This is a genomic window from Rhodococcus aetherivorans (assembly GCF_025722975.1).
In the GTDB taxonomy this organism is placed as follows: Bacteria; Actinomycetota; Actinomycetes; order Mycobacteriales; family Mycobacteriaceae; genus Rhodococcus; species Rhodococcus aetherivorans.
In genome coordinates this window covers 2,014,224-2,026,279 of the sequence record NZ_CP106982.1, presented here as the reverse complement: position 1 = coordinate 2,026,279, position 12,056 = coordinate 2,014,224, and the positions used below count along the sequence as shown (strand labels likewise).

11 protein-coding genes and 1 pseudogene are annotated in these 12,056 nt (G+C 72.4%); 5 read left to right on the top strand and 7 right to left on the bottom strand.

Annotation, left to right across the window (positions count from 1 at the left end; genetic code table 11):
• Nucleotides 1–2 precede the first annotated feature (2 nt).
• Entirely contained in the window at nt 3–1,589 is a 1,587-nt protein-coding gene (locus OCS65_RS09325) for an AMP-binding protein (RefSeq protein WP_072635763.1), read from the bottom strand.
• A gap of 197 nt (nt 1,590–1,786) precedes the next feature.
• On the opposite strand from OCS65_RS09325, the gene OCS65_RS09320 reads away from it, so the two are divergent.
• Nucleotides 1,787–2,794 (top strand): helix-turn-helix transcriptional regulator, encoded by a 1,008-nt coding sequence (locus OCS65_RS09320; RefSeq protein WP_044475929.1) that lies wholly within the window; start codon nt 1,787–1,789, stop codon nt 2,792–2,794.
• A gap of 118 nt (nt 2,795–2,912) precedes the next feature.
• Nucleotides 2,913–4,109 carry a methyl acetate hydrolase AcmB gene (acmB, locus tag OCS65_RS09315; protein WP_161995272.1) on the top strand — a complete coding sequence of 399 codons (1,197 nt, stop codon included), beginning with the start codon at nt 2,913–2,915 and terminating at the stop codon, nt 4,107–4,109.
• 77 nt (nt 4,110–4,186) lie between these two features.
• On the opposite strand, the pseudogene OCS65_RS09310 reads toward acmB, so the two are convergent.
• The 4 genes and pseudogenes from OCS65_RS09310 to OCS65_RS09295 all read right to left on the bottom strand — a co-directional run.
• Nucleotides 4,187–4,522 (bottom strand): annotated as a pseudogene (locus OCS65_RS09310) (transglycosylase family protein); the annotation flags it as partial.
• Between the two features lie 379 nt (nt 4,523–4,901).
• A complete protein-coding gene (locus tag OCS65_RS09305) occupies nt 4,902–5,420 on the bottom strand; it encodes a type III secretion system chaperone family protein (RefSeq protein WP_006936013.1) in 519 nt (172 codons plus the stop codon).
• Complete coding sequence (mshA, locus tag OCS65_RS09300; RefSeq protein ID WP_006936015.1) at nt 5,417–6,754, bottom strand: D-inositol-3-phosphate glycosyltransferase; 1,338 nt, start codon at nt 6,752–6,754, stop codon at nt 5,417–5,419. Before mshA ends, OCS65_RS09305 begins: the two co-directional genes overlap by 4 nt.
• A 93-nt stretch (nt 6,755–6,847) precedes the next feature.
• Nucleotides 6,848–7,549, bottom strand: coding sequence for a winged helix-turn-helix transcriptional regulator (locus OCS65_RS09295; RefSeq protein WP_029545165.1), 702 nt, complete (start codon nt 7,547–7,549; stop codon nt 6,848–6,850).
• Nucleotides 7,550–7,612: 63 nt separating this feature from the next.
• Between OCS65_RS09295 and OCS65_RS09290 the strand changes: the two genes are divergently transcribed.
• On the top strand, nt 7,613–8,791 hold the full coding sequence (locus tag OCS65_RS09290; RefSeq protein ID WP_043803256.1) for an acyl-CoA dehydrogenase family protein: 1,179 nt from the start codon (nt 7,613–7,615) through the stop codon (nt 8,789–8,791).
• Here the strand turns inward: OCS65_RS09290 and OCS65_RS09285 are convergent.
• The gene (locus OCS65_RS09285) at nt 8,766–9,587 is read right to left on the bottom strand and encodes an alpha/beta fold hydrolase (RefSeq protein WP_006942311.1); all 822 of its coding nucleotides are present in this window, start codon (nt 9,585–9,587) and stop codon (nt 8,766–8,768) included. The two genes, OCS65_RS09290 and OCS65_RS09285, sit on opposite strands and share 26 nt — an antisense overlap.
• 5 nt (nt 9,588–9,592) lie before the next feature.
• Entirely contained in the window at nt 9,593–10,783 is a 1,191-nt protein-coding gene (locus OCS65_RS09280; RefSeq protein WP_263509596.1) for an MFS transporter, read from the bottom strand.
• On the opposite strand from OCS65_RS09280, the gene OCS65_RS09275 reads away from it, so the two are divergent.
• Together OCS65_RS09275 and OCS65_RS09270 are read left to right on the top strand one after the other, a co-directional pair.
• Nucleotides 10,782–11,564, top strand: a complete 783-nt coding sequence (locus OCS65_RS09275) for a PIG-L family deacetylase (RefSeq protein ID WP_006942308.1) — start codon at nt 10,782–10,784, stop codon at nt 11,562–11,564. The two genes, OCS65_RS09280 and OCS65_RS09275, sit on opposite strands and share 2 nt — an antisense overlap.
• 25 nt (nt 11,565–11,589) lie before the next feature.
• A complete protein-coding gene (locus OCS65_RS09270) occupies nt 11,590–12,051 on the top strand; it encodes an SRPBCC family protein (RefSeq protein WP_263509593.1) in 462 nt (153 codons plus the stop codon).
• The last annotated feature ends 5 nt before the right edge of the window (nt 12,052–12,056 follow it).

Here is a 12,056-nt window from a genome sequence, read left to right as displayed (position 1 = left end):
GGCTACGCCGTCGGCGTGCGCAGATCCTTGCGCAGGATCTTGCCCGCGGCGGACTTCGGAACGATGTCGATGAACTGCACCCGGCGCACCTTCTTGTGCGGCGAGACGCGCTCGGCGACGAACTCGATGACCTCGTCCTCGGTCAGCTCCGCGTTCGGCTGGCGCACGACGAACGCCTTCGGCACCTCCTCGCCCTCGTCGTCGAGCACGCCCACGACCGCGGCGTCGGCGATCTGCGGGTGGGTCAGCAGCAGCGCCTCGAGCTCGGCCGGCGGCACCTGGTAGCCCTTGTACTTGATCAGTTCCTTGAGCCGGTCGACGATCGTGACGTTGCCGGCCGCGTCCACCGTGGCGATGTCGCCGGTGTGCAGGAACCCGTCGGCGTCGAGGGTCTCCGCGGTGGCCTGCGGGTTGCCGAGGTAGCCGACCATCACGTTGGGGCCCTTGCACCACAGCTCACCCGGCTCGGAGACACCCTCGCCGGTCGGGTACGCGACCTCCTCGAGCGTGCCCGGGTCGACCAGCTTGCACTCCATGTTGGCGATCGTCGGGCCGACCGAGTCGAGCGGCACGTCGTCGCCGTCGAACGGGATGGCGTGGCTGACCGGGCTCATCTCCGACATGCCGTAGCCCTGGCGGATCTTGCAGCCGAGCCGCGCGGAGACCGCACCGCCGAGTTCCTTGTCCAGGGGTGCGGCACCCGAGAACACGGTGTGCACGCTGGACAGGTCGAACTGGTCGACGAGGGGGTGCTTGGCGAGGGCCACCGCGACGGGCGGCGCGATGAACACGTACGTGCACTTCTGCTCGGCGACGATCCGCAGGAACTCCGGCAGGTCGAACTTCGGCATCGTCACCAGCGACGCCCGGTTGTACAGGGCCGCGTTGAGCAGCACGGTCATGCCGTAGATGTGGAAGAACGGCAGCACGGCGAGGACCTTGTCGTCGGCGCCGATGCCCATGCGCGGGTTGATCTGGCACACGTTGGCGACCAGGTTGGTGTGCGTGAGCATCACACCCTTCGGGCGGCCCGTGGTGCCCGACGAGTACGGCAGCACCGCCAGATGGGTGGCCGGATCGAACGACACCTCGGGGGCGGGCGCGTTCTCGGCGAGCAGGTCGCGCAGGGACGGGTGCCCCTCGGCGCCGTCGAGCACGACGAGGCGGTCGTCGGCGATGCCCACCTTGGCCGCGGCCTCCTTCGCGTGCGGCAGCAGCGGGGAGACAGTGAACAGGAACGTCGCCTTGGAATCCTCGAGCTGCTTGGCGATGTCCTCGGCGGTGTAGAGGGCATTGATCGTGGTGGCGGTCGCGCCCGCCCGCAGGATGCCGTGGAAGACGGACGCGAAGGCGGGCACGTTCGGCGAGAGCAGGCCGACGACGTCGCCGACCCCCACGCCGCGCGCCGCGAGGGCCCCGGCGATCGCGTCGATCTGCCCGATCAGGGCGCGGTAGTCGGTGACGGCCCCCGACGCGCCCTCGATCAGCGCCGGGCGACCGAGGTCCGCCTCCGCGATCGAACCGAACAGGAAGTCGTAGACACTCAGTGCCGGGATTTCGACGTCGGGAAACGGGCTGCGAAAGCTCATGGGTTCTCCTCGGGAGCAGGACTCTGTGGCACGCCGTGCCAGACGTGCCGGGAGTACGGTACCTGACCGCTGTGAAGGCAGTCACACGCACGCCGGACATTACCGCGTCGGGCGCCGTCGCGTGCCCGGTCGCGCGCGCCCGGACCCAGCCGATCGGGCAGTGCCGGCGCCCGCCCCGGCGCTCTAGGCTCGGCCGGATGACGGACGTCGTGCATTCACTGGACCCGTTCTCCGGCTGCGCCCCCTCGCCGGCGACGGTCTCGACGGACTGGGACGAGATCCGGGCGTGGTCGGACCAGGTGTACATGCCCTATCGCGTGCGGCCGAGCGGGCGCCTGCTGCGCCCGCGATCGAGCATGTTCTCCGCCGCGATCGGCGACATCGTGCTCACCCGGTTCCGGTACGGGATCCCGGTGACCGTCGACCAGCTCTCGGCCGAGGCCGGCAACATCCTGGTGCTGACGACGATCCGCGGTCACGCCCGGCACCGGGTCGCAGCGGGCGAGGTGGAGATCGACTCCGGCGCCACCTTCGTGGCCGACTGCAGCCGGATCGAGCATCGCGTCGACTTCGACGACGAGCATCTCCAGCTCAACCTGACGGTGCCGCACCGGCTCGTCGCCGACCTCGCCGACCGCTGGTTCGGCGTCGTTCCCGACGACCGTCTGTGGCAGCACAAGTGCGTCGTCGGGGCCGGATCGTCGGGCTGGAACGCGCTGCTCGCGTATGCGGTCCGCGCGATCCGCGCCGATCCGGTGCGCATCGCGCAGGGCCCGCCGGGCGCTCACCTGCAGGAGCTGCTCCTCGGTCACCTCGTCACCGAATGGGCCGCCGCAGCGGGCGTCGCGCTCGACGCCGACCGGCAGCCGGCCGCGCCGGCGTACGTCCGCCGAGCGGAACAGTACATCCGCGAGCACGCCGCGGATCTGCCCACGGTCTCCGAGATCGCCGCCGCCGTGGGCGTCAGCGTGCGCGCACTGTCGGGCGGGTTCCGCCGCCACCTGGACACGACGCCGAACCGGTATCTGAGCGACGTGCGATTGCAGCACATCCGCGACGAACTCGCCGCGGCGTCGGCCGAGTGCACCGTCTCCGCGGTGGCGGCCCGCTGGGGCTACGTCAACATGGGCGTCTTCGCCGCCGCCTACCGTCGCCGATTCGGCGAGAACCCGTCGCGGACCCTCGCCCGGGCCCGCGGACGGTGAATGCCGAAATCCGACAGCGCGTGCCGATCGGAGGTGGCCCACGTCACATCCCTGTCCGTAGCGTCCGCATCCGACGCCGGTGAGCCCACCGGCGGCGGACCCGCGCACAGGAGGAACCGTGACAGACGACTTCGCGAGCACCATGGATGCAGCCCTACGGGAACTCACCCACAGCCCGGGGGGCCTGCCGGGCGTGGTGGCCATGCTCACCGACCGGGACGACGTGGTGTATTCGGGGGTGGCCGGGGAACGGGCTGCCGGGTCCGGCACGGCCATGACCGCCGATACCGTGTTCGCCGCCTTCTCCACGACGAAGGCGATCACCGGCACCGCGGCACTCCAGTGCGTCGAGGAGGGCCTGCTCGACCTCGACGCCCCCGCCGCCCGGTATGTGCCGGAGATCGGCGAACTCCAGGTTCTCGAGGGCTTCGGAACGGACGGCGAGCCCCTGCTGCGCGCGCCGAAACGGGACATCACCACCCGCATGCTGCTGCTCCACACGGCCGGCCTCGGGTACGACTTCTTCGACGAGAACTACCGGCGTCTCGCCGAGGAGCACGGTCAGCCCAGCGTCATCACGGCGTCGAAGGCCGCGCTGCGGACCCCGCTGCTGTTCGATCCGGGCGAGCGGTGGATGTACGGCTCGAACATCGACTGGTGCGGGCTGGTGGTCGAGGCCGTGCGGGGCCGGCGCCTCGGGGAGGTGATGCGCGAACGGATCTTCGAGCCCCTCGGGATGGCGGACACGGCGTTCACCCTCACCGCCGACATGCGCGACCGGCTCGCCGTCGTCCACCAGCGCGGTGAGGACGGGACCGTCGTACCGATGCCCGAGATGGTGCTCCCCCAGGATCCGGAGGTCCACATGGGGGGCCACGGTCTGTACACGACCGTCCCGGACTACCTGAGGTTCCTCCGGATGTGGCTGCGCGACGGGGACGCGCCCGGCGGCCGGGTGCTGGCGGCCGGAACGGTCGCCGACGCGGTGCGCGGCGGTTTGGACGGGCAGCAGATCACCGCCCTGCCGGGCGTGATCCCCGCGCTGTCGAACGATGCGGAGTTCTTCCCCGGGCTACCCAAGAACTGGGCATACACGTTCATGGTCAACGAGGAGCCGGCGCCGACGGGTCGGCCCGCCGGGGCGCTCGGCTGGGCCGGCCTGGCGAACCTGTACTACTGGATCGACCGCCAGAACGGCATCGCCGGTTTCTGGGCCACCCAGATCCTGCCCTTCGCCGACGCCGTCTCGTTCGGGGGATACCTCGACTTCGAGGCCGCCGCCTACCGCCGGTCGGCCGCGTCGCGGATCCGGTGAGAACCCGACGAACCCCGCGTGCGGTGCACGCGGGGTTCGTTCGGCTGCTACGGGCGTGAGCCCGGGCGGTGGGATCAGAGGTACTGACCGCACACCGGCCACGCACCGACGCCCTGGCCGGCCAGGACGTTCTCGGCGATGGCGATCTGCTGCTCCCGGGTCGCCTGGTCGGCGGTGGGGGCGTACTGCTGGCCGCCGTAGGCGTTCCAGGTGCTCGGCGAGAACTGCAGGCCACCGTGGTAGCCGTTGCCGTTGTTGATGGCCCAGTTCCCGCTGCTCTCGCACTGCGCGACGGCGTCCCAGTTGCCGGAGGCGGCGTTGGCGGTGCCGGTGCCGAGTGCGAACGGGGTGATGGCCAGGGCCGCGGTGGCGGCGACGGTGCCGAGGGCGCGCTTGAAGGTGAAGTTTGCCATGATGCGGTTGAATTCCTCTCGCGTCTGCTGGCGAGGCACTGCGGCGGCCGACGATGTCGATCCCGCTGCCCGGATTCGGAGCTGTGCCTCGTCCCTGCCCCTCGATCAGGTATCGAGTTCCGGTCCCGCGGGGCAGAGTCAGCGGCGACGGGCCGGTGTTGCTTGCCCGGTGGTATCGGGCTGATTACGACGCTAGAGACTCATCACGGATCGGTCACGCGCTGTTTTCCGGCACGCCCGTCTCACATTCCAAGATCGGGCGGTAGCGTTTTCCCAGGTGACGTCCGAGTAATCGCCGTTTCGAAACCGTGTAGTTACACGGCCGTTATGTGACCATGCTCACAGTAATATTGTGGCTCGGGTCACCGATATCGCGGCGTTACGGCTGCGCGTCCTCCACCACGAAGGGCCGGCCGTCCTCGATCAGGTGCCGGAAGGGTTCGAGATTGCGGAGCGACTCGCCCCGCGAGACCCGCCACTCCCACTCCCGCTTGATGGAGGTGAGGAATCCGAGTCCGAGAATGACGTTGAAATCGTGGTCGGCGGCCTCGAGCACCTGGCCGAGCACCGTGTCCAGTTCGTCCGGAGTGACCGAGGCCTCCGACATCCGGCCGACGAGGTAGATGTCCCCGATCTTGTCGAGGGTGTACGCGACCCCGTACAGCCGCCGATTGCGGCGGAGCAGGTACCGGTAGACGCCCTCGAAGTTCTCGTCGGGCTTGCGGCACACGAACGCCTCGATGCGCAGGCCGTGGTTGCCGGGACTGAGCAGCGTCGTCGTCTTGAGCTTGTTCTCCCCCGGCAGGTCGACGACGAAGTGCCCACCCTCCTTGCGGGAGAACTCGAGGCCGCGATCGCGCAGCGTCGCCTCGATCGTCTCGCTCAGTCGCTCGCTCACGCCCGTACCCCCGTCGTCCGCCGGATCTTCCACACTCCGCGTTGCCGGCGCAGCGGGAACTCGCCGGTCCCGAGCGAACGGTTCCGCAGCGCACCGGCCTTACGGTAACTGGCGAGCAGACCCTCCGCGGTGTGCTCCCAGGAGAAGTTCTCCGCGTGCAGGGGCGCGGCCGCCGCGAGCGCAGCCCGCCGTCCCGGGTCCGTGACCAGCGCGCGCAGCGCGGCGGCCCAGTCGTCGGTGCGATGGCCGTCGACGAGCAGCCCGGTCTCGCCGTCGCGCACCGCGACGCCGAGGCCACCGACGTTCGCGGCCAGCACGGGGGTCCCGCAGGCCTGCGCCTCGATCGCCACCAGGCCGAACGACTCGGAGTAGCTCGGCACCGCCACCACGTCCGAGGCGCGGTAGACCTGCACCAGCCGCTCGGGTGGCTGCGGGGGCAGGAACGTCACCCGGGCGGCGATTCCGAGCTCGGCGGCCAGTTCGATCAGCGAGTGCGGCCGCTCGAGTCCCGTGCCGGAGGGCCCGCCGACCACCAGCACGCGCAGGGGTACCTCCGGGTCGGCGGACATCGCCGCCGCAGCGGCCCGCAGCAGCACGTCCGGTGCCTTGAGCGGCTGGATGCGCCCGACGAAGGTCACGATCGTCTCGCGGGGGTCGAGGCCGAGGCCCGCCCGGGCGGCCGCCCGGTCCCCCGGCCGGTAACGGGACAGGTCCGCACCCGGCGCCACCACGTCCACCCGCGACGGGTCGGCGCCGTAGCTGCGTTCGAGCTGCGCCGCCTCGTCGACCGTGTTGGCGACGAGCCGGTCGGACTCGGCGACCACCTGCTGCTCGCCGATCTGCCGGGCCGCCGGCTCGGGCACGTCACCGTCGGCGAGCGAGGCGTTCTTCACGGCGGCGAGCGTGTGCGCGGTGTGCACCAGCGGGACTCCCCACCGGTCCCGGGCGAGCCAGCCCACCTGGCCGGACAGCCAGTAGTGCGAGTGCACGAGGTCGTAGTAGCCCTGCGGGTGACGGGCCTCCTCCCGCAGCACCCCGGCCGCGAACGCGCACAGCTGCGTGGGCAGGTCGTGCTTGTCGAGCCCCTCGTACGGACCGGCCGCGACGTTGCGCACGAGCACGCCGGGTGCCGCCTCCTGCACCACGGGGTCGGCCGACGACGTCGCCCGGGTGAAGATCTCCACCTCGACCCCGCGGCGCGCGAGCTGCACGGCGGTCTGCAGAACGTAGACGTTCATCCCGCCGGCGTCCCCGGTGCCGGGCTGCGCGAGCGGCGAGGTGTGGACCGACAGGACGGCCACGCGGCGGGGACGGCTGTTCGACTTCGACGTCACTTCTCCATACTGCCCTGCCGCACATCCCCGCCCGGCTCCGCCCTCCCCTGCGCTCCGGCGCGCTGCGGCTGCTCGACGCGGCACCCCGGCCGTTCAGGAATGCTCGCCGGCCTCGAAACCCGCGACGGCGCGGCGCACCGCCGCGTGGAAGGGGCTCCACAGGAACCAGGTCCCGAACTCGCGCACCAGCGCGGACGGCCCGTGCACCTGCACGCTGCCGTCGTCGATCGCCTCGGCGAGGGTCCGGGTGCCGGCGAAGACGCGCATCAGGGCCACCGGTTCCCCGGTCACGTACAGGTCGACGTCGAACCCCGGCGGCTTGCGGCACACCGACGGCTCGCCCCGGTCCAGGACGATCCACAGGCGAATCGGGGCGGGACCGGTGTAGTCGAACTCGATCACCACCCGCCGCTGCGGCACCCGGTCGCGGTCCACCCGGCGGTGCATCCACCACGTCAGCGTCACCGGGTCGACCTCGGCGGGCACCGGTTCGGCGAACAACCACTTCACCGCCCACTCCCCGATCGCGACGAGGATCGGGGCGAGTTCGCGGCCGGCCGGGGTCAGGCGGTACTCGCAGCCGCGGGCCTGCGGGACCCGCTCCAGCACGCCCTTGCGTTCGAGGTGCCGCAGCCGGGTGGCCAGCAGGGTGCGGGAGATGCCGGGGAGGCCGCGCTCGATCTCGTTGAAACGGGTACTGCCGTAGACCATTTCGCGCAGGATCAGCGGGGTCCACCGGTCGGCGAGCACTTCGCTGCCGATCGAGACCGGACAGTACTGCCCGTACTCGCGCACATCTCCAGAGTAGGTCCAGAACGTGCACTGGGCGGCATCGATCTGCGCCCCTACCGTCGAGACATGACCACCGTAGACATCACCCAGTCCCCCCGCTCCCGCCCCCGCGAGGAACTCGCCGCCCGCACCGACGAACTGGGCCGGCGGATCGCCCCGTACGCCCGCGCCCACGACCGCGACGGCACGTTCGTCGCCGAGGCCTACGAGATCCTGCGCTCCGAGGGCCGCCTCGCGCTCGCCGTCCCGCGCGAGCTCGGCGGCGACGGCGCGACCGTGCGCGACGTCGCCACCGTGCAACGCACCCTGGCGCACCACTGCGCGGCCACCGCCCTCGCCTCGTCCATGCACCACCACGTCGTGCTCGCCGCCGCGTGGCGGTACCGGCACGGCGCGCCCGGCGCGGACCGGATGCTGCGCCGCGTCGCCGGGGAGGGACTCGTGCTCGTCTCCACCGGCGGCGCCGACCAGACCCGGCCGCGCGGGACCGCCCGGAAGGTGCCCGGTGGCTACCGCGTCGACGGCCGCAAGGTGTTCTGCAGCCAGGCCCCGGTCGGCGACGTGCTCGCCACCATGTTCCCGTACGACGACCCCGACGAGGGCCGCATCGTGCTCAACATGATGGTCCCGATGAAGGCCGACGGGGTGCGGGTCCTCGACAACTGGGACTCGCTCGGCATGCGCGGGACCGGCAGCCACGACGTCGAGCTGACCGACGTGTTCGTCCCGGACGCGGCCGTGGTCGCCCGCCGCCCGTACGGGGTGATCGACCCGCCGTTCCAGCTGGTGCTCAGCGTCGCCATGCCCGTCGTCGCGGCCGTGTACCTCGGGGTTGCCGAGGCCGCGCACGCGCACGCGACCGCGCTCGTCGCCGGGACGCCGCGGGCCGGCGACCCGAGCGTGCGACGCCAGCTCGGCGTCGCGGCCACCCGCCTGCAGGTCGCGTCGTGGGCCCTCGACGGTGCCCTCGACGTCGTCGGCGACGACCCGGTGCCGTCGATGACCACGGTCGCCGCGGTGATGACCGCCAAGGCCGAGATCGCGCGGACCGCGATCGAGGTGTGCGACCTGGCCCTCGACGTCGCCGGGGGCCGCGGCTTCTACCGGTCGAGCCCGCTCGAGCAGTGCTACCGCGACGTGCGCGGGGTCAAGTTCCACCCGCTCACGCCGGAGGAGACACTGCTGCTCGCCGGGGCGCAGGCGCTCGGGTCGGCAGCGGCTACAGCGATCCCGCGAAGCGCGTGACCTCCGCGGCGAACCGCTGCGGGTCCTCGACGAACGGGCCGTGGTCGGTGCCCTCCCAGAACGAGGTCGTCGCGTTCGGCAGCAGCGACGCCGCGTGCTCGGCGGCCGAGACGTCGACGACCGAGTCGGCCGTGCCGTGCAGGACGAGTACGGGCGTGTCGAGGCCCCGCAGCAGCTCGTCGTTGCGCACCGTCCGCGCGAACATCGCCGCCCGCACGCGGGGCGGGGTGCACAGGCTGGTGCCGAACAGCGCCTGTGCCGCGACGCCCTTGCCCTCCCCGGGCCCGGTGAGGGCCGTGCCGAAGGCGCCCAGGGCGCGGATCGCCGTCGCCGCGTCCTCGGACATCGCGTCGGGGACGGCCGCGCGCATGGCCGCCCCGACCTTGCCGCCCTTCTCGCCCCGGCCGATGCTGGTGATCGCGCCGACCAGCACGATCCCGGCGACGCGGTCGGTGCCGTGGGTCGCGAGGTAGTCGCAGATCACCAGGCCGCCGTAGGACCAGCCGAGCAGCACCGCCCCGTGGGCGCCTTCGGCGTCGAGCACGGCCTGCACGTCCGCGGCCCACAGCTTCGACTCGTCGTATCCGGTCTCCGGGGCCCCGGAGTACCCGTGTCCGCGCAGGTCGACGGCGATCACCCGGTGGGTGCGGGCCAGCTCGTCGAGCACGGCCTCGCCCCAGCACCGCGACGACTGGGCCCAGCCGTGCAGCAGGACCAGCGGGCGGTGGGCGGGATCGCCGGTGACGCGGTAGACGATGGGGGTGCCGTCGGAGCTCTCGACCTCGCGGATTGTCATGCGGGTCACCCTAGCCGGGCGAGCCGGGCCACTCCCACCGCGCACGCGCATCCGACGAGCGCGGCCACCACCGCGACCCCGATGCCCGCGCTCGACCCGGACCGGTCGATGACCTGACCGACGACGGCGGAGCCGACCGCGACACCGACCCCGAGTCCCGTGACCGTCCAGGTGATGCCCTCGGTGAGCCGGCCCGGCGGCACGATCCGCTCGGTCAGGGAGGTCGCGACGATCATGGTGGGGGCGACGGCCACCCCGGCCGACAGGTAGAGCACCGCGAGGGCCGGCACCGTGTCGGCGAGCAGCAGCGGCCACAGCAGGACCGCGACGGCCGCCGTCGCGCCGAGCAGCTGCCGCGTCAGCGGCGCCCGCAGCCGCACCGCCCCGAAGACGAGGCCGCCGAGCGCGGACCCGGTCGCGAACATCGCCAGCACCACGGTCGCGGCGCCGGGCGCGCCCCGCTCGGCGGTGAAGGCGACCCCGACCACGTCGACGACGCCGAAGATCGTGCCCATCGCCGTCATCGCCACCACCAGCACGACGAGCACCGGGATCCGCAGCACGCTCGCGCCGGGTGCCCCCGCGACGACCGGGCGTGCCGGGGGTTCGGTGCCGCGCTGGGCGGCGAGCGCGACGGTGCCGATCACCAGCAGCACAGTCCCGAGCAACGCGCCCGCCTCCGGGAACGCGGCGACGCTCAGCCCCACCGACAGCACCGGCCCGACGATGAAGCACAGCTCGTCGATCACCGCCTCGAGCGCGAACGCGGTACGCAACCCGTCGGTGCCGCGGAGCAGCTCGGTCCACCGGGCGCGGACCATGGCGCCGATCGTGGGCATCAGTCCCGCCGGGACCGCGCACGCGAACAGCAGCGCCTCGGGCGCCTCCCACCGCACCCCCGCCAGCATCGCGGCGGTCGCGGCCGCGCTGATCGCCGCGGCGACCGGCAGGACCCGGGACCGCCCGTGCCGGTCCGCGGCCCGCGAGACCAGCGGGGTGAGCGCCGCGTACGACAGCGCGAACACCGCGGCCAGGGCGCCACCGAGGCCGTAATCACCCCGCAACTGCGAGAACATCGTCACGATGCCGATGCCGACCATCGCGATCGGCAACCGCGCGACGAACCCCGCCAGGCAGAAGGCGGCGGCGCCCGGCGCGGTGAACAGTGCACGGTAGGAGCGCATTCGTGCCAGCATGCAGTACGTGAGCGTGCTGGTGTGTTTCCATGCCCATCCCGACGACGAGGTGTTCACCACCGGCGGGGTGATGCGCCTCGCCGCGGACGCGGGGCATCGGGTGGTGCTGGTCGTGGCGACGGACGGCGCCGCGGGCGAGGTCCCCGACGGGCTGCTCGGTCCCGGCGAGTCCCTGGTGCAGCGTCGCCGCGCCGAGCTCGAGGCGTCGGCGGAGACGCTGGGAGTCGCCCGCCTGGTGCCGCTGGGCTACGCCGATTCGGGCATGGCCGGGGCGCCGCAGAACGCGGACCCGGCCGCGTTCTGCAACGTCGACGTGGACTCGGCCGCGGCCCGGCTCGCGGCCGTGCTCGCGGAGGAGAGCGCCGACGTCGTCACCATCTACGACCCCAACGGCGGATACGGGCACCCCGACCACGTGCAGGTGCACCGCGTCGGCGCCCGGGCCCAGGAGCTGACCGCGCACCCGTCGGTGTACGAGGCGGCGATGAACCGGGACCACATCCGTCGCCTGCTCGCCGCCAACCCGGACGTGAGCCCGGACGCGTCGCCCCCGGACCTGGACACGTTCGGCCTGCCGGAGGCCGAGATCACCACCACGATCGACGTGTCCGCGACGATCCCCGCGAAACGGGCGGCGATGCTCGCGCACGCCTCACAGGTCGGTGACTTCGGGCCGATGCTGGCGATGACGCCGGAACAGCTCGCGAGCGCCTTCGGCCTCGAATGGTTCCGCCGGCGCGGCGCGGAGCCGACGCTGCAGGAGAACGCCCTGCCCCTGTGATCGACCCGACCGAAGAGGAGCGCGAATGGGCCACCACGTCGAGCTGAGCCGTTTCGTCGACTCACCACCCGACCGGGTGTGGCGGGTGCTGACCTCCGTCGACTCGGCCCCGCAGATCCTGAGCGGGGTGCAGGGTGTCGAACGGCTCGCGGGCGTCGGCTACGAGGTCGGCACCCGCTGGCGCGAGACCCGCACGATGTTCGGCAGGGCCGCGACCGAGGAGATGACCGTGACGGCCGTGGAGCCGGGGCGGCACACGGCCGTCGAGGCCGAATCCGGCGGTGTGCGCTACCGCACCGAGTTCGACGTGGCCCCCGAGCGGGCCGGCACGACGCTGACCGTGCGGTTCTCGGCCGACGCCGGCCGTCCGGGACGGATCCGGCGGGCGCTGACGGCGCTCGTCGCTCCCCTGGCCCTGCGGGCGACGCGTAAGGCGCTGCACCAGGACCTCGACGACATCGCGGCCGCGGCCCGGGCCGGGATCTGAGCGTC